Origin of the sequence: Janthinobacterium sp. OK676, from assembly GCF_900103595.1 — a bacterium.
Taxonomy (GTDB): Bacteria; Pseudomonadota; Gammaproteobacteria; order Burkholderiales; family Burkholderiaceae_D; genus Janthinobacterium.
Map to the genome: position 1 here is coordinate 99,644 of NZ_FNHA01000005.1, position 26,250 is coordinate 125,893.

Annotated in this window: 23 protein-coding genes; 13 read left to right on the forward strand and 10 right to left on the reverse strand. The window is 64.2% G+C overall.

Annotated features, from left to right (window positions below; translation table 11 throughout):
- Positions 1-23: 23 nt before the first annotated feature.
- Positions 24-443 (forward strand): F0F1 ATP synthase subunit epsilon, encoded by a 420-nt coding sequence (locus tag BLU39_RS11900; protein WP_034752707.1) that lies wholly within the window; start codon positions 24-26, stop codon positions 441-443.
- Between the two features lie 72 nt (positions 444-515).
- Here the strand turns inward: BLU39_RS11900 and rsgA are convergent, their stop codons facing one another.
- The 7 genes from rsgA to BLU39_RS11930 all read right to left on the reverse strand — a co-directional run bounded on the left by rsgA (position 516) and on the right by BLU39_RS11930 (position 5,940).
- Positions 516-1,580, reverse strand: coding sequence for a ribosome small subunit-dependent GTPase A (gene rsgA / locus BLU39_RS11905; protein ID WP_092713197.1), 1,065 nt, complete (start codon positions 1,578-1,580; stop codon positions 516-518).
- 274 nt (positions 1,581-1,854) lie between these two features.
- Positions 1,855-2,409: a hypothetical protein gene (locus BLU39_RS11910; RefSeq protein ID WP_092713199.1), complete on the reverse strand. Its 555-nt coding sequence runs from the start codon at positions 2,407-2,409 to the stop codon at positions 1,855-1,857.
- 63 nt (positions 2,410-2,472) lie between these two features.
- Positions 2,473-2,844: an adenosylmethionine decarboxylase gene (gene speD / locus BLU39_RS11915; RefSeq protein ID WP_092713202.1), complete on the reverse strand. Its 372-nt coding sequence runs from the start codon at positions 2,842-2,844 to the stop codon at positions 2,473-2,475.
- Between the two features lie 2 nt (positions 2,845-2,846).
- Positions 2,847-3,023, reverse strand: a complete 177-nt coding sequence (locus BLU39_RS28600) for a hypothetical protein (protein WP_175539277.1) — start codon at positions 3,021-3,023, stop codon at positions 2,847-2,849.
- Positions 3,020-4,483, reverse strand: a complete 1,464-nt coding sequence (locus BLU39_RS11920; protein ID WP_092713204.1) for a DUF4178 domain-containing protein — start codon at positions 4,481-4,483, stop codon at positions 3,020-3,022. The genes BLU39_RS28600 and BLU39_RS11920 overlap by 4 nt, the downstream gene beginning before the upstream one ends.
- 10 nt (positions 4,484-4,493) lie before the next feature.
- A complete protein-coding gene (locus tag BLU39_RS11925; RefSeq protein ID WP_092713206.1) occupies positions 4,494-5,522 on the reverse strand; it encodes an SPFH domain-containing protein in 1,029 nt (342 codons plus the stop codon).
- Between the two features lie 31 nt (positions 5,523-5,553).
- Entirely contained in the window at positions 5,554-5,940 is a 387-nt protein-coding gene (locus tag BLU39_RS11930; protein ID WP_092713630.1) for a DUF350 domain-containing protein, read from the reverse strand.
- A 59-nt stretch (positions 5,941-5,999) separates the two neighbouring features.
- Between BLU39_RS11930 and BLU39_RS11935 the strand changes: the two genes are divergently transcribed.
- Entirely contained in the window at positions 6,000-7,511 is a 1,512-nt protein-coding gene (locus BLU39_RS11935) for a polyamine aminopropyltransferase (RefSeq protein ID WP_092713208.1), read from the forward strand.
- Positions 7,511-9,142, forward strand: a complete 1,632-nt coding sequence (locus BLU39_RS11940) for an NAD(P)-binding protein (protein WP_092713210.1) — start codon at positions 7,511-7,513, stop codon at positions 9,140-9,142. Before BLU39_RS11935 ends, BLU39_RS11940 begins: the two co-directional genes overlap by 1 nt.
- Before the next feature lie 68 nt (positions 9,143-9,210).
- Here the strand turns inward: BLU39_RS11940 and mmsB are convergent, their stop codons facing one another.
- The 3 genes from mmsB to chvE form a co-directional block, all read right to left on the reverse strand.
- Positions 9,211-10,428, reverse strand: coding sequence for a multiple monosaccharide ABC transporter permease (gene mmsB, locus BLU39_RS11945; protein ID WP_092713212.1), 1,218 nt, complete (start codon positions 10,426-10,428; stop codon positions 9,211-9,213).
- Entirely contained in the window at positions 10,418-11,959 is a 1,542-nt protein-coding gene (gene mmsA, locus BLU39_RS11950) for a multiple monosaccharide ABC transporter ATP-binding protein (RefSeq protein WP_092713214.1), read from the reverse strand. Before mmsA ends, mmsB begins: the two co-directional genes overlap by 11 nt.
- A gap of 113 nt (positions 11,960-12,072) precedes the next feature.
- On the reverse strand, positions 12,073-13,149 hold the full coding sequence (gene chvE, locus BLU39_RS11955) for a multiple monosaccharide ABC transporter substrate-binding protein (RefSeq protein WP_034783821.1): 1,077 nt from the start codon (positions 13,147-13,149) through the stop codon (positions 12,073-12,075).
- 375 nt (positions 13,150-13,524) lie between these two features.
- Here chvE and BLU39_RS11960 point away from each other — a divergent pair, with 375 nt between their 5' ends.
- The 10 genes from BLU39_RS11960 to araD all read left to right on the forward strand — a co-directional run bounded on the left by BLU39_RS11960 (position 13,525) and on the right by araD (position 26,246).
- Positions 13,525-14,685 carry a fumarylacetoacetate hydrolase family protein gene (locus BLU39_RS11960; RefSeq protein ID WP_092713216.1) on the forward strand — a complete coding sequence of 387 codons (1,161 nt, stop codon included), beginning with the start codon at positions 13,525-13,527 and terminating at the stop codon, positions 14,683-14,685.
- A gap of 154 nt (positions 14,686-14,839) precedes the next feature.
- Positions 14,840-15,607, forward strand: coding sequence for a D-xylose 1-dehydrogenase (locus BLU39_RS11965; RefSeq protein WP_092713218.1), 768 nt, complete (start codon positions 14,840-14,842; stop codon positions 15,605-15,607).
- A complete protein-coding gene (locus tag BLU39_RS11970) occupies positions 15,604-17,391 on the forward strand; it encodes an IlvD/Edd family dehydratase (RefSeq protein WP_092713220.1) in 1,788 nt (595 codons plus the stop codon). Before BLU39_RS11965 ends, BLU39_RS11970 begins: the two co-directional genes overlap by 4 nt.
- A gap of 124 nt (positions 17,392-17,515) precedes the next feature.
- Complete coding sequence (xylF, locus tag BLU39_RS11975; protein WP_198511239.1) at positions 17,516-18,517, forward strand: D-xylose ABC transporter substrate-binding protein; 1,002 nt, start codon at positions 17,516-17,518, stop codon at positions 18,515-18,517.
- 197 nt (positions 18,518-18,714) lie between these two features.
- Complete coding sequence (gene xylG / locus BLU39_RS11980; RefSeq protein WP_092713222.1) at positions 18,715-20,286, forward strand: D-xylose ABC transporter ATP-binding protein; 1,572 nt, start codon at positions 18,715-18,717, stop codon at positions 20,284-20,286.
- A complete protein-coding gene (locus BLU39_RS11985) occupies positions 20,283-21,425 on the forward strand; it encodes a sugar ABC transporter permease (RefSeq protein ID WP_086137310.1) in 1,143 nt (380 codons plus the stop codon). Before xylG ends, BLU39_RS11985 begins: the two co-directional genes overlap by 4 nt.
- A gap of 32 nt (positions 21,426-21,457) precedes the next feature.
- Positions 21,458-22,657, forward strand: coding sequence for a XylR family transcriptional regulator (locus BLU39_RS11990; RefSeq protein ID WP_046681867.1), 1,200 nt, complete (start codon positions 21,458-21,460; stop codon positions 22,655-22,657).
- On the forward strand, positions 22,654-23,421 hold the full coding sequence (locus tag BLU39_RS11995) for an aldose epimerase family protein (protein ID WP_092713224.1): 768 nt from the start codon (positions 22,654-22,656) through the stop codon (positions 23,419-23,421). Before BLU39_RS11990 ends, BLU39_RS11995 begins: the two co-directional genes overlap by 4 nt.
- 84 nt (positions 23,422-23,505) lie before the next feature.
- A complete protein-coding gene (locus BLU39_RS12000) occupies positions 23,506-24,519 on the forward strand; it encodes a 2-dehydro-3-deoxygalactonokinase (protein ID WP_092713226.1) in 1,014 nt (337 codons plus the stop codon).
- Positions 24,516-26,246, forward strand: a complete 1,731-nt coding sequence (araD, locus tag BLU39_RS12005) for an L-arabinonate dehydratase (RefSeq protein ID WP_092713228.1) — start codon at positions 24,516-24,518, stop codon at positions 26,244-26,246. The genes BLU39_RS12000 and araD overlap by 4 nt, the downstream gene beginning before the upstream one ends.
- Positions 26,247-26,250: the final 4 nt, after the last annotated feature.

Sequence of the window (26,250 nt, forward strand, 5' to 3'; positions counted from 1 at the left end):
TTCTTCAACCCGATAGGACACACATGGCACACACAATTCACGTTGACGTGGTTTCCGCTGAAGAACTGATTTTTTCAGGTGAAGCAGAATTCGTCGCGTTGCCGGGTGAACAGGGCGAGCTGGGTATCTACCCACGCCACACGCCTTTGATTACCCGCATCCGTCCGGGCGCGGTCCGCATCAAGGTAGTCGGCCAGGCAGAAGAAGAGTTCGTCTTCGTCGCCGGCGGCCTGCTGGAAGTGCAACCGGATACCGTGACTGTCCTGGCCGATACCGCGATCCGCGGTCACGACCTCGACGAAGCGAAAGCGCTGGAAGCGAAGAAGTTGGCGGAAGAAAATATCCACAACAAGGATTCGGGCATCGACTACGCGCAAGCGCAAGCCGAGCTGGCCAGCGCGATTGCGCAACTGGCAGCGATCCAGAAGCTGCGCAAGATGTAATCAATTTGCGCCGCGCAAGAAAGGCAGCCTGCGGGCTGCCTTTTTTTTCAGCAAAACGTATTTCAGTAAAAATTAGCGGCGCTTGTCCTTGCCCCTTTCCAGTCCCGCCTTCAATATCGTCTTCCACTTGGCGCGCGCGGCGATGCGCTCGAGCGGCGTTTCCTCGCCGCGCCGCGCATCGCGCAGCAGCTTGTGATAATTGCGCAGGCGGTTCCCATCGACGGCGCCACGCACGGCGCAACCGGGTTCGCTCGCATGCCGGCAATCGCGGAACTGGCACGCCGCCGCCAGCGCCGCGATATCGTCAAAGGTAGCGGCCAAGGTTTGCGCATCGGCATCGGCCTGCCAGCTGCGCAGCCCCGGCGTGTCGATGATGCAGGCGCCGCTGGTGCACAGGTGCAGCGAGCGGGCCGTCGTCGTGTGGCGGCCGCGTCCGTCGCCATGGCGCACGCCCTTGGTTGCCTGCTCCGTCGCGCATAAAGTATTGGTCAGGCTGGACTTGCCGGCGCCCGATGAGCCGAGCAGCACCAGGGTCTGGCCGGCGTCCAGCCACGGTTCCAGGATGGCCACGTCATACGCATGGCGCGTATCGATGGCAAACAGCGGCACGTGGGGCGGCAGGCGCTGTCTGAGCTGCGCCAGCTTGCCCGGCACGTCGTCGGCCACGTCGGCCTTGCTCAGCACGACCACAGGCGCCACTTGCGCCGCCAGCACGATGGCCAGATAGCGTTCCAGCCGGCGCGGATTAAAATCGTCGTCCAGTCCCATCACCAGCAGGGCCGTATCGACATTGCTGGCAAGCAGTTGGCGCCGGCCGTCATTGCCGCGCCGCGCGATCTGCGTGACTGGGGATAAGTGCGCCGTTATCCACAGCATGGCGTGACCGTCGGCTTCGGCGGCGGCCCAGTCGCCCACCGTGAGGATGGTGTCGCGTTCCTGCAGCTCGTGCAGCAGGCGCGGCAGGATCTGCGCTGGCTGTTCCAGGAGGCCATCGTGCACGATGATGCTGTCGCGGTGCACGGCGCAAACGCGCATCAGCTGCGCGGTTGGGGAAGAGATATCGAGCTGGGTGGCTGCGCTGGCGATGGCCTGCTGCAGCCCGATAAGGCGTAGTTGCGCAAAATCGAATGCGATCATGGTAGCGTGATTCCGTATTCTGTCGTCCGCGTGCGGACGTGTCGCCTGCGCGTGCAGGCACCGCCAGTCCTTATGACTGGCACGAAAGAGGCGGGAAGTCGGCTACGCGATCAGCGTATGGGAACTGCGGGCTAAAAACCTTAGCGGGGAAAAACGGTGATCAGGCAGCCGACAGCACGGCAGTATCCGAATGGCGCATGTTGTCTACTCCTGTTGTGTGATGGAAAACACCAGTGTGCCAGCGGCCTGCGCCGCCGTCAACGGGATGTGTGGCTCAGCTGCACATGCCGTAAGCCTGGCGCTCGGGGAAATAGCGGTAGGTAAACGTGCGCACCGGATAGCGCTTGCCGCCGACGAGCATGTCGGGCATCGACAGATCGAAGCGCTGCGGCAGCTGGCGCGGCAGTTGCAAACGCAGGCGCCATTGCGTTTCCTTGCTGTTGCCGACGGCGGAAAACATGATGGGCAGCTGCTCGATGACGTCGACGATCTCCGCCTTCTGGTTCATGCCGCGCTGGTAAATGGTCAGCACCTTGGCCTCGGCGAAGGGCGGCTTTTTCGGTTCTTCCAGCAGGAAGGACAGGCGCGTAAAACTGGCTTGCGTACCGACGGGCAAGGTAAAGATCAGCGCCAGTTCCGTGCCGCCTTCTTTTAAGGTGACGGGCGGCGTGGCGTAGATGCTGATACCGCGCGGCAGCTCGAAGCGCGAGCCCTCCGTCCACGTCTTGCACTCGGGCGTGGTGGCCTGGTACAGGCTGGGCGCCGTGTAGTCATCGCAGGCGGAAACCAGCAGCAGCAGGGGCAGGGCAAGTAGGGCGGAACGGCGCATGGGAGTCACGGTTGGGGAATGAGCCGACAGTGTAAGCGATCCCCACGCGATCCACCAGCGGCGCTAGGAATGCCCGGGCGGCGCGCGCCGCACGGACTGCAGCTGGCAATGCGCGGCCTGCAGCGCATCCTTGAGGATGTCGAGCGCCAGCTGCGGCCGCGCCGCGCCGCACATGAAGATGTCGACGGCGGCAAAGCCGCATTCCGGCCACGTGTGGATGGAAATGTGCGATTCGGCCAGCAGCAGCACGCCCGTGATGCCCTGGCCCGGGCCAAAGCTGTGGAAATGGCCGTGCAGCACTTGCGCGCCGGCCGCGATGGCGGCGTCGCGCAGCAGGCGCTCGAGCGCGGCGCCGTCGCGCAGGCGTTCCGGCGCGATGCCCGACAAATCGGCCAGCAGATGGATGCCCAGGGGCAGATGCGGTGTGGACGCCATGCCTATTTGTGGCTGCCGCCGCTGGAGCCGCCGCCATAGCTGCCGCCGCCGCTGCCCGTGCGCGAACTCCAGCTGCTGCCGCCGCTGCTGCCGCTGCCGGCCACCTTGAACATGCGCACCCAGTTGGCGGCCGTGACGGAAAACGTCACCATCAGGGCATAGATCACGTATTTACTCATCGGGGATTCTTTGCATTCTTGTCGAGAAAAGCGGCGGGCAGGAACAGCGCCAGGCAGCCCAGCACACTCCACATCAAGGTGCTGGAGAACGAGACGAACATGGGGATCGCATTGAGGACCAGCACGATGACCATGAAGACCTTGGCGATGCCGCGGTGACTGAGCTCGATATTGTGCACCTGGTCGCCGCCGTGAAAGGCGGCGCCGAACCAGGCGCTCATCTGGTCATAGGCGACGGGCACGGAGCGCGACCAGGTCATTTCCTCACCCGTGATCTCGGCTGCCAGCTTGGTCTGTCCCTGCTCGAATTCATGCACGTGCGTGCTGTCGCCGACGGCCACCTTCCAGTTGAAGGCGCCCGCCGCATACACGACTTGCGAGCCGTAGTCATACAGCTTGCGGTAGGTGGCGCCATCGAGCGTGCAGGTATCGGCGTCCAGCGACGCCCAGCTGGGCCAGTTCGGCAGCACGTTCGAGCGCGACCAGCCATCGTCCGTCTCCACCAGCCAGAAGAAGCCGGCGCGCGCGCCGTACAGCAGGTATTCGTTCCACTCGCTGCCTTCGTCGTCGGCGCGGCGCATCATGCCGATCACCGTGAAGTTCACATTGCTGATCTTTGCGCTGGCGCCCAGCTCCAGGGAGATGTCGGCGTTCTCGTGCACTTGCTTGCCGATGGCCAGCACCTGCGCTTCCGGGCCGCTGGCGTCGAGCTGCGCGTGGCAGGCGGGGCACACGAGCTGCGCCGCCACGCCAGGCACGTACTTGATGCCGCTGCCGCAGGAGGGGCAGTCGAGCGCATCGAGCTTGCCGCGGTACTTGCCGGCGCTCCTGGCGATGGCATCGTCGTCGCGCAGCAGCTGGCACTTCAAACTGTCCAGGGTGACGGCCACGCCCTGGTAGACGACCGGTTGCGGGCCATCCGTGTAATCGAGCGTGACAAAGCTGGCGTAGTTGCGCAAGTCCGCCACCTGGATGCGCCAGCCGGCGCCCACCTTGAACGGCAGTTCTCCCTGCCCGGCGATGCATTCGGCGCTGCGGATCTCGGCCGCCGTGTACGGCTCGCCGCAAATCGTGTAGCGCCTGCCCGGCACCAGCTCGCCAAAGGCGGGCAGGGCGTCCTGCGTCTTGCGTTCGCGCGTCAGGGTGTACAGGCCGGACGAGTCGCCCAGCCAGGCGGTGCTCGTGTCGTCGAACAGCAGATACCACTCGTTCCACGTGCCGGCGCTGTAGCGCTGCTGGATGCGCCCGACGACGGTGAAGTGCACGCCATCGTGCACGCCGGCCGTGCCGATCTGGATCGGCGTATAGTCTTCCAGGACGGCCGACATCTTGCCCAGGTCCCTGACGGAATCGGCGTCCTTGAGGATGGTGCTGTGGCAGTACTCGCACACGGCGAGCACGGAAGCGTGCGAGCGGAAACGGACTTCCGCGCCGCAGCTGGGACAGGAAACAGTTTGCATGCAGTCGCGCTTAGCCGATCAGTTTTTTCAACAGTTCAGCCTTGGCGCCGTCGTAGTCGGCCGGCGAGATGAGACCCTTGTCCAGCAGGCCCTTGAGCTTTTCCAGGCGCGCCTCGATCGGTTCTTCCGCCGGCGCCGGCGGCGCCGCCGGTGCCGGCTGCTGCAGCGCGCCGCCCATGCTTTGCGCCATCACCTGGCCGATCGACAGCCCGGCGCCGAGACCGGCGCCGATGCCGGCCATGCCGCCTTCGTTCTGCGCCGCCAGCGGGATCGCATTGGCCACCTGGAATTTCGTGTAGCCGCTCATCTTGTCGGCACCCAGGCCACCCTTCATGCCGGCCGAGATGCGTTCGTCGAGCGCCGCCTGCAATTCCTCTGGCAGGCTGATGCTGGCCACGTTGAATTCATCGAGGCCCACGCCGTAGCGGGAAAACGCCTGCGCCAGGCCATCCTTGACTTGCTGCGCCATCAGCGCCTGGTTGGCCGCCATGTCGAGGAAGGGGACGTTCGCGCCGCCCAGCGAGCTGGCCATGCTCGACATCAGAATGCCGCGCAACTGGTCTTCCACCTCGTCGCGCGTATAGATTTCGCGCGTGCCGCTGATCTCGGTGAAGAAGGTGCGGGCGTCGGCGATGCGGTACGAGTACATGCCGAAGGCGCGCACGCGGATCATGTCGAAATCCTTGTCGCGGATGGTGATCGGCTGCGGCGTGCCCCACTTGCGGCCAGTCTGCACGCGGGTGCTGAAGTAATACACGTCCGACTTGAAGGGCGAGTCGAACAGCTTGTCCCAGTTTTTCAGGTTGGTCAGCAGCGGCAGGGTTTGCGTCGTCAGCTTGTGCGTGCCGGGACCGAAGACGTCGGCGATCTTGCCTTCATTGACGAAGACGGCGACCTGCGATTCGCGCACGTTGAGGATGGCGCCGTTCTGGATCTCGAAATCCTGCATGGGAAAACGCCAGGCCAGCACGCCTTCCGTCTCTTCGTTCCACTGCAGTACGTCGATAAACTGCTTCTTGATAAAGCTGCCGAGGCTCATGATGGATGTCCTTGAAAAAGATAAAGCGGTGTCAGGAAATGCAGGCGGCGTTGATGGCGCCGATCGACAGCGAGATGGTGCCCAGCAGGCCGCCGAAAGCGCTGTTGTTCGATTCGATCTGGTCCTTCGACATGCGCAGCAAGCGCGTGGTCACCACATAGACGAGCAGCTGCACCACCATGGCGCCGAAGGCCCAGGCGAAGAATTGCTGGTAGCCGGCCGTGTGCATCAGGGACGAGGCGATGGTGGCGGAAAAGCCCAGCAGCGCGCCGCTCAGCGACAGGGCCGCCGCGTGGTTGCCCTGGCGGATGAGCAGCACTTCGTTATATGGCGTGACGCGCGTGTAGATGATAAAAAAGGCAATCAGCAGCGCGGCGGCCAGTATAAGATGGATCAGATAGTTTAGGATGTCGGGCACGGCATTCCTCGCAATGAGCATTTGATAACGTCACCGCATATTAGAACAAAAAAAGTCCAATGAACAAAAAGATTCTGATTTTGTCCGTCTTCGTGGTCGCCTCCTGCGGCCTCGCGTATGAACTGATCGCCGGCGCCATGTCCAGCTATCTGCTCGGCGACTCCATCCTGCAGTTTTCCACCATCATCGGCTGCTACCTGTTTGCCATGGGTGTGGGCGCTCACTTTTCAAAGTATGTAAAGGACGAGGACGTGCTCTCGCGCTTCGTCGACATCGAGCTGGCCGTGGGCCTGATCGGCGGCCTGTCGGCCGCCATCCTGTTCATGACGTTTTCGTGGATGGCCGCGCCATTTCGCACCTTATTGTATGTGATGGTGTTCCTGATCGGCGCACTGGTCGGCATGGAAGTGCCGCTGGTGATGCGCGCCCTGAACTCGCGCCAGACGGAATTTTCCGAGCTGGTCAGCCGCGTGCTGACCTTCGATTACCTGGGCGCGCTGGCCGTCTCCCTGCTGTTCCCGCTGGTGCTGTCGCCGTACCTGGGCCTGGTGCGCACGGGCTTTCTGTTCGGCATGCTCAACGTGGGCGTGGGCCTGTGGACGATCTGGGTATTCCGCGCGGAGCTGAAGAACCTCACGGGGCGTTTGCTGCGCGCCTGCGCCGTGATGCTGCTGCTGATCGCCGGCTTTGCCATGTCGGACCGCATGGTGGCCTGGGGAGAACACGGCCTGTTCGGCGACGAGATCGTGTATTCCACCACCACGCCCTACCAGCGCCTGGTGATCACGCGCTGGAAGGACGATACGCGGCTGTACATCAACGGCAATTTGCAGTTTTCCTCGCGCGACGAGTACCGCTATCACGAAGCGCTCGTGCACCCCGTGCTCGAGGCCTTGCCGTGGGCGCGCCGCGTGCTGGTGCTGGGCGGCGGCGATGGCCTGGCGCTGCGCGAAATCCTCCGTTATCCACAGATCGAACACGTCACCGTGGTCGACCTCGACCCGGCCATGACGGCCGCGTTCACCACGCGCCCGGAACTGGCAAAGCTGAATAAGGGCTCGTTCTCGGACAAGCGCGTCACCGTCGTCAATGCCGATGCGGCCGTCTGGCTGCGCAACAACGGCGACATGTTCGACGCGGCCATCGTCGACTTCCCCGATCCGTCCAGCTTCGCGCTTGGCAAACTGTACTCGGTGCCGTTCTACGACCTGGTGAAAAAGCACCTGGCCGCCAAGGGCCTGATGGTGGTGCAATCGACGTCGCCGTTCTTTGCCCCGCACGCCTACTGGACCATCAATTCGACCCTGCGCGAAGTGGGCATGCGCACCTGGCCCTACCACGCCTACGTACCCTCGTTCGGCGAATGGGGTTTTATTCTCGCTTCGCCCCAGCTCGACTACACACCGCCGACGAAATACCGCCTGCCGATGCGCTACCTGAATGCGGACACCACGCGCGAGATGTTCATCTTCCCGCCCGACATGCAGCCGCTGCCGATGGCGCCGAATCGCCTCAACACCCAGTCGCTCGTGCATGAATTCGAGCAGGACTGGCGCCAGGTGATCCGCTGATGCAGCGCCGCTCTTTCATGCTGTGGGCCGCCGGCGGCACTGCGGCGGCGGCCGTGGGCATCGGCAGCATCGCCGCGTATCTGCGCTGGCAGGAAATCACGCCGAAGGTGCTGTACCCGGGCCGCAGCGAGGGGCATTTTTTGCGCAAGCTGCTGCGCGAGCGCACGGCGCTGCCGGCGCCTTCGGCAACCGTCACGACGGACGTGGCCATCCTCGGCTCGGGTATCGCCGGCCTGACGGCCGCCTGGCGCCTGAACAAGCTGGGGCACAAGGATTTCCTCATGATCGATGGCCCGCAGCCGTATGGCAACGCGGCCGGCGGGCAGTTCGGCGACCTGGCTTATCCGACCGGAGGCCATTATTTGCCACTGCCGTCGCCCGAATCGACCCATGTGCGCGAAATCCTGTTCGACCTGGGGATCATCGAGCGCGATCCGCAGGCGGAAAAACCATACTACGACGAGCGCTACATCCTGCACGCGCCGGAAGAGCGCCTGCTGTTCAACGGCCACTGGCAGGATGGCTTCATTCCCACCGAAGGCGTGCCGCCTGCGGAACTGGCGCAGCACGAGCGCTTCTTTGCCGAGGTGCGGCGTTTGCGCCAGGCGCATGGCAACGACGGCAAGCGTGTCTTCGTTTTTCCCACCGCGGAATCGTCGCAAGACCCGGCCTGGCAGGCGCTCGACACCATCACGTTAAAACAGTGGATGGAGCGTGAAGGCTATACCTCGCCCACCCTGCACTGGTATCTGAATTACTGCTGCCGCGACGACTACGGCACGCGCTACGACCAGGTCTCGGCCTGGGCCGGCCTGCATTACTATTGCAGCCGCTGGGGCCAGGCGGCGAACGCGGGCAACGGCGCCTGGCTGACCTGGCCGGGCGGCATGCAGCCGGTGGCCACGGCGATGGAGCAGGCGTCGGGCGTGCGGCGCAAGAGCGGCACGGTGGTCTCCGTGCGGACGACGGAGCAGGGCGTCGAAGCGCTGTGCCTGGAACTGGTCGATGGCCAGCCGCGCACCTACCTGGTCAAGGCGCGCAAGGCCATCTGCGCCATGCCGCTGTATGTCGCGGCGCGCGTGGTGGAGAATATCGCCAGCTATGGCTTTGATGCGAAGCGCGATACGCCCGCGTATGCGCCGTGGATGGTGGCCAATTTTTTACTGAAACGCTTTCCTGATGAACTACCGCACGCGCCCCTGTGCTGGGACAACGTCGTGTACCAGGAACCGGGCCTGGGCTATGTCGTCTCGACCCACCAGGACATCCGCGTGCGCCCGCCCGAGAAAACCGTCTTCAGCGCCTACGTGGCCCTGTCCGACCGCACGCCGCAGCAAGCGCGCAAATGGCTCGATACGGCCACGCCCGAAGAATTGCTGGCGCTGGCCAGCGTCGATTTGAAGACGGCGTACGGGCGCGATTTCGCCCGCTGCGTCGAGCGCGTCGACATCACCGTGCGCGGCCACGCCATGGCCGCACCGTTGCCGGGATTTCGCAGCAACGCGGGGCTCAAAGCCTTGCGCGAGCACGACGGCGCCATTCTGTTCGCGCATGCCGATCTGTCGGGCTTTTCCGTATTTGAAGAGGCCGCGTGGTGGGGCGACAGGGCGGCGCGCCTGGCGATCACATAAATGAAAAAGGCCGGCGCAAGCGCCGGCCAGAGCCCCCTAAGGCTCGAACCTGTACTTCCTTGTTCTTCTCATTTATTTTTATTAATGACGTCGATGAACACGGCCGCCAGCAGTACCAGGCCCTTGATCACCTGCTGGTAATCGATGCCGATGCCCATGATGGACATGCCGTTGTTCATTACGCCCATGATGAAGGCGCCGATGACGGCTCCCATCACCTTGCCCACGCCGCCCGAGGCCGAGGCGCCTCCGATGAAGCAGGCGGCGATTACGTCCAGCTCGAAACCCGTACCCGCCTTCGGTGTGGCCGTGTTCAAGCGCGCCGCGAAGATCAGACCGGCCAGCGCGGCCAGCATGCCCATGTTGACAAAGGTGTAGAAGCTGACCCGTTCCGTCTTGATGCCGGACAGGCGCGCCGCCTTCTCGTTGCCGCCCACGGCATATACGCGGCGGCCCAGCACGGTGCGGTTGGTAATGAAGGTGTAGGCGACGATGAGCAGCGACATCACGGCCAGCACGTTGGGGAAGCCGCGGTACGACGCCAGCAGATAGCTGAAATACACCATCACGGCGGCGAAGACCGCGTTTTTCAGCAGGAAGAAGGCGCGCGGCTCGTTTTCCATGCCGTGCTTCAGTTGCTTGGCGCGGCTGCGCAGCGAGGTGAAGATCAGCGCCGCGGCGGCGATCACGCCCAGCAGCAGCGAAAAGCCGCGCAGGTTGTCGCCGCCGAACGGGTCGGGCAGGAAGCCCGAGCTGAGCATCTGGAAGCCTTCAGGGAAGGGGCCGACCGACTGGCCTGCCAGCAGCGCCAGGGTCAGGCCCTTGAAGACCAGCATGCCGGCCAGGGTGACGATGAAGGACGGGATTTTGAAGAAGGCGACGAAATAGCCTTGCGCGCCGCCGATGACGGCGCCGGCCAGCAGGCAGAGGATGCTGGCGGCGACAAAATTCATGTTGTAGTTGACGATCAGGACGGCCGCCAGCGCGCCGACGAAGCCGACCACCGAGCCGACGGACAAATCGATATGGCCGGCCACGATCACCATCAGCATGCCCAGCGCCATGATGACGATGTAGCTGTTTTGCAGCACCAGGTTGGTCAGGTTCAGCGGCTGCATCAGGGTGCCGTCGGTCATGTACTGGAAAAAGCCCATGATGACGATCAGCGAGAGCAGCATGCCGTAGTCGCGCATATTGTTCTTCAAAAAGCCGGCATAGCTTTTCGCTTGCGGCGCGGCCGCTGGCGCTGCTGCTGCCGGCGCGCCTGCTGTCAGTTTATTGTCCATTGTTTTCTCCGTGTGTAACGATCGCGCGCATGATTCGCTCCTGCGATGCTTCTGCCGCGCTCAGTTCTGCCGCGAAGCGGCCTTCGTTCATGACATAGATCCGGTCGCACATGCCCAGCAATTCCGGCATTTCCGACGAGATCATGATGATGCATTTGCCTTCGGCGGCCAGGTCGCTGATGATGCTGTAGATCTCGTATTTGGCGCCCACGTCGATGCCGCGGCTCGGTTCATCGAGGATCAGCACGTCGGGGCGCGAAAACAGCCACTTCGCCAGCACCACTTTCTGCTGGTTGCCGCCCGACAGATTGACCACCTTCTGCGCCACGCTCGAGCAGCGGGTCTTGAGCTTGCGGCGGAAATCCTCGGCCACGCTGAATTCACGCTGCTCGTCGATTACCATGTGCCTGGAAATCGCATCGAGGTTGGCCAGGCTGGTGTTCTTCTGGATGTCTTCCTCGAGGATCAGGCCCAGGCCCTTGCGGTCTTCCGTCACGTACGCGAGGCCATGGGCGATCGCCTTGCCGATGGTGCTGACGTCGATCTCCTGGCCATTCTTGAGTACCGTGCCGCTGATGCGCTGGCCGTAGGCGCGGCCGAAAATGCTCATCGCCAGTTCCGTGCGTCCGGAGCCCATCAAACCGGCGATGCCGATGATCTCTCCCTTTTTGGCATGCATGTTGATGCCCTTGATGACGGGGCGGTCGGCATGCTCGGGATGGAAGACGCGCCAGTCGCGCACTTCGAAAATGGTCTCGCCGATGGTGGGCGTGCGCGGCGGATAGCGGTCGGCCATTTCGCGTCCGACCATTTTTTCGATGATGCGGTCTTCGCTGACGGGTTCCACGCGGCAGTCGAAACTGTCGACCGTGTTCCCGTCGCGCAGCACCGTGATGGCATCGGCGACTCTTGAAATTTCATTGAGCTTGTGCGAAATCAGGATCGAAGCGATGCCCTGCGCTTTCAGGCCCAGCAGCAGGTCGAGCAGGGCCGCGCTGTCGCTTTCGTTCAAGCTGGCCGTCGGCTCGTCGAGGATCAGCAGCTTGACGTCCTTGCACAGCGCCTTGGCGATCTCGATCAGCTGCTGCTTGCCCACGCCCAGGTTGGTGATCAGGGTGTCCGGGGACTCTTTCAGGCCGACTTTGTGCAGCAGTTCGCGCGTCTTGCTTTGCGCGTATTCCCAGTCGATGACGCCCATGCTGGACGGTTCGTTGCCGAGGAAGATATTCTCGGCGATCGACAGCTGGGGCACCAGCGCCAGTTCCTGGTGGATGATGATGATGCCGATTTCTTCGCTGTCCTTGATGCCGCGGAAGTGCCGCGTCTGGCCCAGGTAATCGATGTCGCCCGTATAGCTGCCATGGCCGTAGACGCCACTGAGCACTTTCATCAGGGTCGATTTGCCGGCGCCGTTTTCGCCGACGATGGCGTGGATCTCGCCGCTGCGTACCCGCAGGTTGACATTGTCGAGCGCAACGACGCCCGGGAATGTTTTGCGTATCCCGCGCATTTCCAGGATAGTGTTCGTCATATAACCTCTCTGGCACGGCCGCGCTGGTCGGCATCGGTCGTGCGGCAGTCTTGTTCTTGATCGTGCGTGAAGCGAAAGGCCCGGCAGCGCCGGGCCTTCAGTACCGTGGATGCTTATTTCACTTGCGCTTCCGTGTAGTAGCCGCTGCCGGTGACGAGCACCTGCTTCCAGTTCGCCTTGTCGACGGTGACCGGTTTCAACAGGTAGGACGGCACGACTTTCACGCCGTTGTTATAGGTCTTCGTATCGTTGACGGTCGGCGTCTTGCCGCTCATCATCGCGTCGACCATGTTGGCCGTGACCTTGGCCAGCTCGCGCGTGTCCTTGAACACGGTCGATGCCTGTTCGCCGCGGATGATCGATTTTACCGACGGGATTTCCGCATCCTGGCCCGTCACGACGGGGAACGGCTGCTTCGGCGTGCCGTAGCCGACGCCCTTGAGCGAGGACAGGATGCCGATGCTCAAGCCGTCATATGGCGACAGCACCGCGTCGACGCGCGCATTGCCGTAGTAGGCGCTGAGCAGGTTGTCCATGCGGGCTTGCGCCACGGCGCCATCCCAGCGCAGGGTGGCGACCTTTTCCATGCCCATCTGCTTCGAGCGCACCACCAGCTTGCCGCTGTCGATGTAGGGTTTCAGCACCGACAGCGCGCCGTTGTAGAAGAAGTGCGCATTGTTGTCGTCGGCCGAGCCGCCGAACAGTTCGATATTGAACGGGCCTTTGCCTTCTTTCAGCTTCAGCGCCGATTCGATATAGCCCGCCTGCAGCACGCCGACCTGGAAGTTGTCGAAGGTGGCGTAGTAATCGATATTTTTCGTGCCGCGGATCAAACGGTCATACGAGATGACCTTGATGCCCTTGTCGGCCGCCTTTTGCAGCACGTTCGACAAGGTGGTGCCGTCGATGGCGGCGATCACCAGCACCTTGGCGCCCTTGGTGATCATGTTTTCCACCTGCGCCAGCTGGTTCGGGATATCGTCGTCGGCAAACTGCAAGTCCGTCTTGTAGCCGCGCTCCTTGAATACCTTGACCATGTTGTCGCCGTCGGCGATCCAGCGCATGGACGATTTGGTTGGCATCGAGATGCCGATCGCGCCCTTGTCCGCAGCGCTTGCCACGGGCATTACCGCCATGCCGGAGATGGCCAGCGCCAGGCTCGCGGTCAGCATTTTCATTGTTGTTTTCATTTCAGGTCTCCACCGTCTTCGATAGTTGAATGTGCCAGGGCCGTCGTCCAGTGGGCGGGCTCCGTGCGAATGGCCGATTGCAGGCCACGGCTGATACTAGTTTGTCCATCCATCCCTCACCAATCACTTTTTTCGCATTGGTGATATCCAAAACGATATCAATGGGTCAATTGATGCAATGCGCCATGGCGCGCCTTGCCGCCTGCGCACAGAGCGGAAACGGGGGCCCGGCGGCGGCTTTTTTTGGTGCGCTGCAATACCAATAATCATCATTCAATTTGGTGATTTTCGTAATTGCGGCGATACATGGCGGCGCGCAGAATCGGTCCGAACTTGAAGACCCGCCATCCCGTCACGATCTTTTGAAAGCTTGCCATGCAGCCGATTTCCCCCGCCTCCCTGTTGCCCGCCGACCTGGCGCAGGCCCTTCTTGTCGGCCGCATCTGGCGTGACGGCCCCTGCGTCGTCGCCGTGCGCGGCGGCGAAGTGGTCGACATCACGCAGACGGTGGCGACGGTGGCCGAGCTGTTCGAACGCAGCGATGCGCTCGAGATCGTCCGCCATGCGCCCGGCATTGCGCTCGGCCCCGTGCAAACGCTGCTGGAGCAGGCGCTGGCAGCGCCGGCCGGCGAGCCGCTGCTGCTGGCGCCGTGCGACCTGCAGGCCGTCAAGGCATGCGGCGTGACCTTCGCCGTCAGCCTGCTCGAACGGGTGATCGAGGAGCAGGCGGGCGGCGACGCGGCGCGCGCGGCGAGCCTGCGCACCGCCCTGCAAATGACCCTGGGCGGCGACTTGTCGGCATTGAAGCCTGGCTCGGATGCGGCGCAGCGCCTGAAGCAACAGCTGCAACAGCGCGGCGCCTGGTCGCAATACATGGAAGTGGGCATCGGCCCCGATGCGGAAGTGTTTACCAAGGCGCAGCCGATGTCGTCGGTGGGCTGCGGCGCGCAGGTGGGCTTGCTGCCATCGTCCGCCTGGAACAACCCGGAGCCCGAGATCGTCCTGGCCGTCAACAGCCGCGGCGAGGTGCTGGGGGCGACCCTGGGCAACGACGTCAACCTGCGCGACATCGAAGGGCGCAGCGCCCTCTTGCTGGGCAAGGCCAAGGACAACAACGGCTCCTGCGCCATCGGCCCCTTCATCCGCCTGTTCGACGAGCACTTCACGCTCGACACCGTGCGCGAGGCGGAAGTGTCGTTGCTGATCGAAGGCGCGGACGACGGCTTTGTGCTCGAAGGCGCCAGCTTCATGCGCGAAATCAGCCGCGATCCGCTCGACCTGGTGCGCCAGACTGCCGGCCAGTACCACCAGTATCCGGACGGCTTCATGCTGTTCCTGGGGACCATGTTCTCACCCGTGAAGGACCGCGGCGCGCAGGGCGGCGGTTTTACGCACCACCTGGGCGACAGGGTGACGATTGCCAGCGCTTCGCTGGGCGCGCTGGTCAACGAAGTACAGCGCTGCGATGCGATTGCCCCCTGGACGTTCGGCGTGCGCGCGCTGTACCAGAACCTGGCGCAACGCGGTTTGCTTTGATTATTTATTAACTTGGAACGCTTAACAAAACCGTAGCGAGCGGATGAGAGTTGTGGCTGAGAAGCGGAGCTGTGCGCATGCACAGTGAGCATCGGAGGCCGCAAATCTCGACGCGCAGTAGGTTTGGTTATGCGTTTCTAAAAAGAGAGATACCATGCAACATGCAATCTATCCTAGCCTGGCCGGCAAGCGCGTCGTCATCACGGGCGGCGGCACCGGCATCGGCGTGGCCATCGTCGAGGCGTTCGCGCGCCAGGGCGCCCACGTCACCTTTCTCGACATCGCCCGCGAGGCGTCGCTGGCGCTGCAGGACAAGCTGGCCGACCTGCCGCAGCCGCCCGTTTTCCGCTATTGCGACCTGACGGACCTGGGCGCCCTGGCCGCCACCTTCGCCGAGATCGCACACAGCGCGGGCGCCACGGATATCCTCGTCAACAACGCGGCCAATGACGACCGTCACGAACTGCAGGACGTCACGCCCGCTTACTGGGACGAGCGCATGGCCGTCAACCTGCGCCACCAGTATTTCTGCGCCCAGGCCGTGGCGCCCGCCATGCGCGCCAAGGGCAGCGGCGTGATCCTCAACCTGGGCTCGATTTCCTGGCACCTGGCGCAAGCGCGCCTGTCGATCTACATGACGGCCAAGGCCGGCATCGAGGGCCTGACGCGCGGCCTGGCGCGCGACCTGGGCGTCGACGGCATCCGCGTCAACTGCATCATTCCCGGCGCAGTGCGCACGCCGCGCCAGGAAAAGCTGTGGCACACGCCGGAAGCGGAAGCCGTGATCCTGCAGGGCCAATGCCTGCAGCTGCGCGTGGAGCCGGAAGACGTGGCGGCGCTGGCGCTGTTCCTCGCGTCGGACAACGCGGCCAAGTGCGCGGGACGCGAATACTACGTCGACGCAGGCTGGTACGGCGCATGAGCACCGCAGGCAACCGCCAGGCGCGGCGCTTCCGTTCGCAGGACTGGTTCGACAATCCCGACCACATCGACATGACGGCGCTGTACCTCGAGCGCTTCATGAACTATGGCATCACGGCCGAGGAACTGCGTTCGGGCCGGCCCATCATCGGCATTGCGCAAAGCGGCAGCGACATCAGTCCCTGCAACCGCATCCACCTGGAGCTGGCGCAGCGCGTGCGCGACGGCATCCGCGACGCGGGCGGCATCCCGATGGAATTCCCGCTGCACCCGATTTTTGAAAATTGCCGCCGTCCCACGGCCGCGCTGGACCGCAACCTCGCGTATCTGGGCCTGGTGGAAATCCTGCATGGCTACCCGATCGACGCCGTGGTGCTGACGACGGGCTGCGACAAGACGACGCCGGCGCAATTGATGGCCGCCGCCACGGTGGACATTCCCGCCATCGTGCTGTCGGGCGGCCCCATGCTCGACGGCTGGATGGACGGCGAACTGGTGGGTTCCGGCGCGGCCATCTGGAAGGGCCGCCGCCAGCTGTCCGCCGGCTTGATCGACAATGACAAATTCCTGCAGATCGCCGCCGCCTCCGCGCCGTCGGCCGGTCATTGCAACACCATGGGCACGGCATCGACCATGAATGCGCTGGCGGAAGCCTTGGGCATGTCGCTGACGGGCTGCTCGGCGATTCCCGCGCCATACCGCGAACGGGGCCAGATCGCCTATGAAACGGGACGCCGCATCGTCGCCATGGCGCATGACGACGTGCGCCCGTCGAGCATTCTCACACGCGAGGCGTTTTTGGACGCCATCATCGTCAACGCGGCCATCGGCGGCTCCACCAACGCCCAGCCGCACCTGATGGCCATGGCGCGCCATGCGGGCGTGGAATTGAACTCGAGCGACTGGATGGAACACGGCTACGACGTGCCGCTGCTGTTGAACATGCAGCCGGCCGGGAAGTATTTGGGCGAGCGTTTCCACCGCGCCGGTGGCGTGCCGGCCGTGATGTGGGAGCTGCAGCAGGCGGGCTTGCTGCATGCGGACCGGTTGACGGTCACGGGCCAGAGCATGGCGGCGAACCTGGCCGGACGCGAAAGCGCGGACCGCGAGATGATCCGCCCGTTTGCCGCGCCGCTGAAGGAAAAGGCCGGTTTCATGGCCTTGCAGGGCAACCTGTTCGACTTCGCCATCATGAAGACCAGCGTGATTTCGCCCGCTTTCCGCGAGCGCTACCTGTCGCGTCCCGGCAGTGAGGGCGTGTTCGAGGCGCGCGCCATCGTCTTTGACGGTTCTGCCGACTACCACGCGCGCATCAACGACCCGGCGCTCAACATCGACGACAGCTGCATGCTGGTCATGCGCGGCGCAGGTCCCGTGGGCTGGCCCGGTTCGGCCGAAGTGGTCAACATGCAGCCGCCCGACGCCTTGCTCAAAGCCGGCATTCTGAACCTGCCGACCCTGGGCGACGGGCGCCAGTCGGGCACGTCGGACAGCCCTTCGATCCTGAACGCGTCGCCGGAAAGCGCCGTGGGCGGCGGCCTGGCGCTGTTGCGCACGGGCGACATCATCCGCGTGGACTTGAACGGGGGCCAGTGCGACATGCTGGTCGATGCTGGCGAACTGGCGCGCCGCGCGCAGGAGCTGCCGCCGCCCGTCAACGACAGCGCCACGCCGTGGCAGGAAATCTACCGCGCCAGCGTGGGCCAGCTGGAAACGGGCGCCTGCATGGAGCTGGCCCTGAAATACCGCGCCGTGGGCCAGACCCTGCCGCGCCATAACCATTAGCAGGCAGATCGGGGTAGGCCGGCTTAGCGCTCCGCGCGCAAGCCGACAACACCAGCATCACCAAATTTTCAGCAGTACCCGCAGTTAAAAAACGTTGTTAATAAAATCCACAAGGAGACACACAATGAACAAGATCATCAGTGCAGCCATCATGACCGCCATGCTGGCATTGAGCAGCAGCGCCGCCCTGGCCGATGCGAAAAACCCGAAAATCGGCTTCTCCATCGACGATTTGCGCGTGGAACGCTGGACGCGCGACCGCGACTTCTTCATCGCCGCCGCCGAAAAGCAGGGTGCCAAGGTCTTCGTGCAGTCGGCCGACGCCAGCGAGCAGCGCCAGATTTCGCAGATCGAAAACCTGATCTCGCGCGGCGTGGACGTGCTGGTGATCGTGCCGTTCAACGCGACGGTGCTCAACAACACCGTCAAGGAAGCGAAAAAGGCCGGCATCAAGGTGCTGTCGTATGACCGCCTGATCCTGAACGCCGATATCGATGCGTATATCTCGTTCGACAACGAGAAAGTGGGCGAGATGCAGGCCGAAGGCGTGACCAAGCTGCAACCGAAGGGCAATTACTACCTGCTGGGCGGCTCGCCGACCGACAACAACGCCAAGATGCTGCGCGAAGGCCAGATGAAGGTATTGAAACCGTTCATCGACAAGGGCGACATCAAGATCGTCGGCCAGCAATGGGTGAAGGACTGGAGTGCCACCGAAGCGCTGTCCATCGTGGAAAACGCGCTGACGGCCAACGGCAACAAGATCGACGCCATCGTCGCCTCGAACGACGGTACGGCCGGCGGCGCCATCCAGGCTTTGGCTGCGCAAAAACTGGCCGGCAAGGTGCCGGTCTCGGGCCAGGACGCCGATCTGGCGGCCGTAAAACGCGTCATCGCCGGCACGCAATCGATGACCGTCTACAAACCGTTGAAAACCATCGCATCGGAAGCGGCCAAGCTGGCCGTGCAACTGGCGCGCAATGAAAAGCCGGCCTACAACTCCAGCTATGAAAACGGCCTGAAAAAGGTCAGCACGGTGCTGCTGAAGCCAACGCCGCTGACCAAGGCGAATGTGAACATTCTCGTTGATGACGGTTTTTATACCAAGGCGCAGCTGGGTAATTGATCACCCGCTTGATGTCGGCTTGCGCGCTGCGCGCTAAGCCGACCTACGATTGCCGGCATCGGCCGGTATCCGACAATCGCCGGCTCCGGAAACGCCGGTGGTGGTGTCGGCCGTCCGCATCGGCCGTAGGTCGGATTAGCGGCGCCATGGGCGTCGCGTAATCCGACATTTCCCCCGTATCCGCAACGAGAGTGAGCATGTCCGACTATCTGCTTGAAATGAAAGGCATCGTCAAACAGTTTGGCGGTGTCCGCGCGCTTGACGGCATCGACCTGCAGGTGCGGGCCGGCGAGTGCATCGGCCTGTGCGGCGAGAATGGCGCCGGCAAGTCGACCCTGATGAAGGTGCTGTCCGGCGTGTACCCGCACGGCACCTGGGATGGCGAGATCCTGTGGGAGGGCCAGCCCCTGCGCGCGCAATCGATCCGCGACACGGAAGACGCGGGCATCATCATCATTCACCAGGAGCTGATGCTGGTGCCGCAGCTGTCCGTGGCCGAGAATATCTTCATGGGCCGCGAGCTGACCCTGCCCGGCGGGCGCATGCATTACGCGGCCATGTACAAGCGCGCCGACGAACTGCTGCGCGAACTGAAAATTCCCGAACTGAACGTGGCGCAGCCCGTGATGAATTACGGCGGCGGCCACCAGCAGCTGGTGGAAATCGCCAAGGCGCTCAACAAGAATGCGCGCCTGCTGATCCTCGACGAGCCGTCGTCGTCGCTGACGGCGTCGGAAATCGCCGTTCTGCTCGATATCCTGCGCGCGCTGAAAGCCAAGGGCGTCACCTGCATCTACATTTCGCACAAGCTCGATGAAGTGGCGGCCATCTGCGACACCATCGTCGTCATCCGCGACGGCAAGCATATCGCCACCACGCCGATGGCGCAGATGAACGTCGAGCGCATCATCGCGCAGATGGTGGGCCGCGAAATGAGCCAGCTGTATCCGCAGCGCGTGCAGCCGGCGGCCATCGGCGAAGTGCTGTTCGAGGCGCGCCACGTGACCTGCATCGACGCCGACAACCCGCAGCGCAAGCGGGTCGACGATGTGTCGTTCACCCTGCGCAAGGGCGAGATCCTCGGCATCGCCGGCCTGGTGGGGGCGGGGCGCACGGAGCTCGTCTCGGCCCTGTTCGGCGCCTACCAGGGGCCGTGCCAGGCCGAAGTGTGGCTCGATGGCCGCCGCATCGATACGGACTCGCCGCAAAAGGCCATCGCCATGGGCCTGGCCATGGTGCCGGAAGACCGCAAGCACCACGGCATCGTGCCCGACCTCGACGTGGGGCAGAACATCACGCTGGCCGTGCTGGAGGAATTCGCGCGCGCCACGCGCATCGATGGCGAGGCGGAATTGACGGCCGTGCGCGGCGAGATCGCCCAGCTGGAACTGAAGGCGGCCAGCCCGTCGCTGCCCATCACGAGCCTGTCGGGCGGCAACCAGCAAAAGGCCGTGCTGGCCAAGATGCTGCTGACGCGCCCGCGCGTGCTGATCCTCGACGAGCCCACGCGCGGCGTCGACGTGGGCGCCAAATATGAAATTTACAAACTGATGCTGGCGCTGGCCGACCGTGGCGTGGCCATCATCATGGTCTCGTCGGAACTGGCCGAAGTGCTGGGCGTGTCCGACCGCGTGCTGGTGATGGGCGAAGGCCGCCTGCGCGGCGACTTTATCAACGATGGCCTGAGCCAGGAAACCGTGCTGGCGGCCGCGCTCGACCAGCGCCCGGCACCCGCCGCCAACACCGCAAACAAGGAACCCGCAGCATGAAACCGCACAGTATCAAACAGCTGTTCACCCAATACAAGATGCTGGCCCTCCTGATCGCCGTGGCGCTGATCTGGGCCTTCTTTTCGTGGAAGACGGAGGGCAGTTTCCTCACGCCGCGCAACCTGTCGAACCTGCTGCGCCAGATGTCCGTCACCGGCATCCTCGCCTGCGGCATGGTGCTGGTGATTATCGCCGGCGAGATCGACCTGTCGATCGGCTCCCTGCTGGGGCTGCTCGGCGGCATCGCCGCCGTGCTGGACGTCACGCAGCACTGGCCGCTGGCGCTGAACCTGGCGGCCGTACTCGGCTGCGGCCTGGTGATCGGCCTCTTGAATGGCTACCTGACTGCCTACCGGGGTATCCCCTCCTTTATCGTGGGCCTGGGCGGCATGCTCGCGTATCGTGGCGTCCTGCTGGGCATCACGGGCGGCATCACGATCGCACCCGTCTCCGAGCCGATGGTTTACCTGGGGCAGGGCTATCTGCCCGCAGTGCCCGGCATCGTGCTGGGCATCGGCCTGTTCCTGCTGGCCGCCTTTTTGACGTGGCGCGCGCGCGCCAGCCGCGCGCAGCATGGCTTGCCGCAGACGGCGCCCTGGGCCGACGGCTTGCGCCTGGCCGTCATCGGCGCCGTGCTGTATGCCTTCGTGCAAACCCTGAACGGCTATGAAGGCATCCCGCTGCCCGTGCTGTTGCTGCTGGCCTTGCTGGGACTGTTCAGCTACATCACGAGCCAGACCGTGTTTGGCCGGCGCATCTACGCCGTCGGCAGCAATATGGAAGCGACGCGCCTGTCCGGCATCAACGTGAAAGCCGTCAAGCTGTGGATCTTCGGCATCATGGGCCTGATGTGCGCGCTGGCTGGCCTGATCAACACGGGCCGCCTGGCCGCCGGTTCGCCCTCGGCCGGCACCTTCAGCGAACTCGACGCGATCGCCGCCTGCTTCATCGGCGGCACCTCGATGCGCGGCGGCTCGGGCACCGTGTACGGCGCCCTGATCGGCGCGCTGGTCATGGCCAGCCTCGATAACGGCATGTCCATGCTGGACGTGGACACCTACTGGCAGATGATCGTGAAAGGCAGTATCCTCACTTTGGCCGTGTGGGTCGATGTCAGCACGCGAGCAGGGCGTCGTTAGCCGTGAAACGATCTGGCACGGGAGGAGACACCATGAAGATGCCGACCGCGCACCGGATCGCGCTGCTGTTTAACGGGAACAAGATCTACGACCGCGACATCATCGCGGGCATCGCCGCCTACCTGAACACGACGCGCGTGTCGTGGGACCTGTTCCTGGAAGAGGATTTCCGCTGCCGCCTGCCCGGCATCGAACGCTGGCAGGGCGACGGCATCATCGCCGATTTCGACGATCCCGCCGTCTGCGAAGCATTGGCCCATAGCCGCCTGCCCGTGGTGGCCGTGGGCGGCTCGTATGCGCGCGCCGAGGATTACCCGGCCGGCATCCCGTATGTGGCGACCGATAATTTCAAGATCGTCAAGCTGGCCTATGAACACCTGGTGGAAGCGGGCCTGACGCGTTTCGCCTGTTTCAGCCTGCCCGAGGCCGACGTCAACCGCTGGGCGCAGGAGCGCGAAACGGCGTTTTGCGCCTTGATGGAGCGCGACCACATGCGCGCCGACGTGTACCGGGGCGTCGCCACCAGCGCGCCCTCGTGGGACGAGGCGGTGGAGCAGCAGATCGCCTGGCTCAACAGCCTGGAAAAACCCGTCGGCATCATCGCCGTCAGCGACGCGCGCGCGCGCCAGCTGCTGCAAGCGTGCATGCATGCGGGGATCGCCGTGCCGGAGCAAGTGGCCCTGATCGGCATCGACAACGACCCGCTGGCGCGCATGCTCACGCGCATTCCCTTGAGTTCCGTAATCCAGGGCACGGAGGAAATGGGCCGCACGGCCGCGCATCTGCTGCACCAGATGTTGAATGGCGCGCGCCTGTCCGGCACGCGCATCCTCGTGCCGCCGGCCGGGCTGAACGTGCTCGCTTCCACGCGCCACCAGCCTTTCCAGCATCCGCAGGTGATGCAGGCGCGCCATTTCATCCGCCAGTACGCCTGCCAGGGCATCAAGACGGAGCAGGTGGCCGATTACGTGGGCGTGTCGCGCTCCTCGCTCGAGGCGCACTTCCGCCACGAACTGGGGCGCAGCGTGCACGACGAAATCCTGCATTTCAAGCTCGATGCGGCCAAGACCCTGCTGGCGCGGGGGCCCGGGCAGGTGGCCGAGGTGGCCGTGCGTTGCGGCTTTACCACGGTGCAATACATGCATGCCGTCTTCAAGCGCGAACTCGGCTGCACGCCGCGCGAATTCCAGCAGCGCAGCCGGCCGCCGCCAGCCCCCGGGCAGGCGCCATGATGCATCTGCTGCGCAATGCGCGCGGCATGCGCGTGGCCATCGACGCGCACGATGCCAGCGTGCGGGCCTGGTGGGCGCCCGACCGCTATGGCCGCCTGGCCGACGTGCTGGGCGCGGCGCCCCCTGCAGCGCGCTCGTCCACGGCCTGGCAGTGCGCGCCGCCGGACGACGGCCACTTGCTGCTGCACCTGGCGCACGACGGCCTATCCGTGCGCCTGGCCTACCGGCTTGACGAGGATGGCAGCTTGCACCTCGACTGTGATGCCACGGCCGAGACGGTTTCCCGTTTTGCGCTGGCCGCGCCCCTGTTCAATCTGCAGGGCCGCCGTGCCGCCGTGGGCGATCATGTGCTGCGCCTGGCCGCCGACCGCTACTGGCCCGGCGGCCGCTCGTGCAGCGCTCCGCTCGACGTGGCGGGCAGCGCGTTTGATTTTCGCCAGCCGGCGCCGCTCGCCACACGCCTGGCCTGGCCCGCGCTCGTGCACTTGCCGGGCTTCCGGCATGACTTTTACTGGACGGGCAGCGGCCAGCTGCGCGAGGCGGCGCGGGTTGCCGACCCCGCTTCGGGCCGTGTCCTGCGTTTTTCCAGCACCCAGGACAGTTGCCGTTTGTATTCCGATGCGCGCTGTTTTTCCCTGCTGGCGCAGGGCGTGCAATTGCAGCCGGGACAGGTGAGGCGCTTCAGCCTTGCCTACCGTTTGGGCGTGCAGGATATTGACGCATTTGACATATCCGAACCGGTATCAATGATGTCAAATAAGTGATTGGTCAGATATGCGGGGCAGTTCTACCATGGGGTAGTTTTTCCCTCATTCATTTTTGTCCTGACCGACGCTGCGAACCTGCCCATGAACATACTCACCATCGATGCCGGCACCACCAATACGCGTACCTTGCTGTGGCGCGCAGGCGCCGTCGTCGCCCAGGCGCAGCTGGAAACGGGCGTGCGCAATACCGCCATCGATGGCCATAACGGCGCGCTGAAACAGGCGCTGCGCGACACCATCGCCAGCGTGCTGGCCAGCGCGGGGCTCGCGCCGTCCGACGTGGACCTGGCAGTGGCCTCGGGCATGATCACTTCGCCCATGGGCGTGCGGGAAGTGCCGCACTTGCCGGCGCCCGCCGGCCTGGCCCAGCTGGCGCAAGGCATGCAGGCGGTGGACTTGCCCGACGTGCTGGCGCAGCCCCTGTGGCTGATTCCCGGCGTGCGCAACCAGCATGGCGCCGTCGGCCTGCACAACGTCGAAGCGATGGACATGATGCGCGGCGAAGAGACGGAAGTCGTCGCGCTGCTCGAGCGCCTGCAGTTGCGGGGCGCGGCGACGCTGATCATGCCCGGCTCGCATACCAAATTGATCAGCGTGGACGAGCAGCGCCGCATCCTCGGCTGCAGCACCACCATCGCGGGCGAATTGCTGCAGGCGATCACGCAGCACACCTTGATCAAGCAATCGGTCGATGGCAGTTTTGCGCAAACCCTGGTGCCGAAAATGCTGCTGGCCGGCGCGGCCGCGGCGCAAAAAACGGGGCTGGCGCGCGCCTGCTTCAGCGTGCGCACGCTGGGCCAGTTCAGCGCCATCGAATGCAATGAGCGGGCCAATTTCCTGATGGGCGCCGTCCTCAGCGGCGACCTGCTGGCGCTGCGCAACAGCACGGCCATCCAGATGCGGCCCGATAGCCCGCTCGTCATTACAGGTAAACCCATGCTGCGCCAGGCGCTCGGGCTGCTGATCGAAGAACACGGATTTTTTTATGGCAAGCGCATCATCGTCGACGACCAGCAGCAAGACTATCTGGCCGGTCACGGTGCGCTGCTGATCGCCGCCGCGCGCGGCTTGATTTCCCCGCAGGAGACAGTATGAGCAGCAACAAGAACAAGCGTCCCTTGCGTTCGCAATCGTGGTTTGGTGGCGACGACAAGGACAGTTTTATACACCGCAGCTGGATGAAGAACCAGGGCTATCCCAGCGACGCCTTCGATGGCCGCCCCGTCATCGGCATCTGCAATACCTGGTCCGAACTGACGCCCTGCAATGGCCATTTCCGCGACCTGGCCGAGATGGTCAAGCGCGGCGTGCTCGAGGCGGGCGGCTTTCCCGTCGAATTCCCCGTCATGTCGCTGGGCGAGACGAATCTGCGCCCGACGGCCATGCTGTTCCGTAACCTGGCCAGCATGGATGTCGAGGAATCGATCCGCGCCAACCCGATCGACGGCGTGGTGCTGCTGACGGGCTGCGACAAGACCACGCCGGCCCTGCTGATGGGCGCGGCCAGCGTGGATTTGCCCACCATCGTGCTGTCGGGCGGCCCCATGCTGAACGGGAATTACCGTGGCAAGCCGATCGGTTCGGGCACGGACGTGTGGAAATTTTCCGAAGACGTGCGCGCCGGGCGCATGACGTCAGCCGAATTCAAGCAGGCCGAATCGTGCATGTCGCGTTCGGCCGGCCACTGCATGACCATGGGCACGGCCTCGACCATGGCCAGCATGGTCGAAGCGCTGGGCGTGACCCTGCCCGGCAACGCGGCCATTCCCGCCGTCGATGCGCGCCGCAAGCTGCAGGCGCAGCTGACGGGCCGGCGCATCGTCGACATGGTGCATGAAGACCTGAAACTGTCGCAGATCCTCACGCGCGAAGCGTTTGAAAACGCCATCATGGTCAACGGCGCCATCGGCGGCTCGACCAATGCCGTGATCCATCTGCTGGCCATTGCCGGGCGCATCGGCGTGGACATGCGCCTGGGCGACTGGGACCGCCTGGGCCGCGACATTCCCTGCCTGCTGAACCTGATGCCGTCGGGCCAGTACCTGATGGAAGATTTTTACTATGCGGGCGGCCTGCCCGTGATCATCCGCGACCTGCTGGGCAAATTGCATGGCGAGGCGCTCACCGTCACGGGCGCCACCATGGCCGTCAACGTGGCCGAAGCGGAAAATTTCAATCCCGAGGTGATTACGCCGCTGGCGCAGCCATTCAAGGACGAGGGCGGCATCGCCGTCCTGCATGGCAACCTGGCCCCGCGCGGCGCCGTCATCAAGCCCTCGGCCGCCTCGCCCGAGCTGATGCAGCACCGTGGCCGCGCCGTTGTCTTCAACAGCATCGAGCACTATAAAAAGCGCGTCGACGATCCCGCCCTCGATATCGACGCCAGCTGCGTGATGGTGCTGCAAAATTGCGGCCCGCAGGGCTATCCGGGCATGGCCGAAGTGGGCAATATGGGCTTGCCGAAAAAGCTGCTGGAGCAGGGCGTGCGCGACATGGTGCGCATCTCGGACGCGCGCATGAGCGGCACGGCCTACGGCACGGTGGTGCTGCACGTGGCGCCGGAAGCGGCCGTGGGCGGGCCGCTGGCCCTGGTGCGCGATGGCGACATGATCGAACTGGACGTGGCGGGACGCCGCTTGCACCTGGATGTCGACGAGGCCGAGCTGGCGCGCCGGCGTGCCGAGTGGAGCGCGCCGCCGCCGGCCATGAAGGGCGGTTATCAGGCTATGTACATCAAGCACGTGACGCAGGCCGACGAAGGCGCGGATCTGGACTTCCTCGTCGGTTGCCGCGGTTCCGCAGTACCGCGCGAGTCTCATTGAAGGG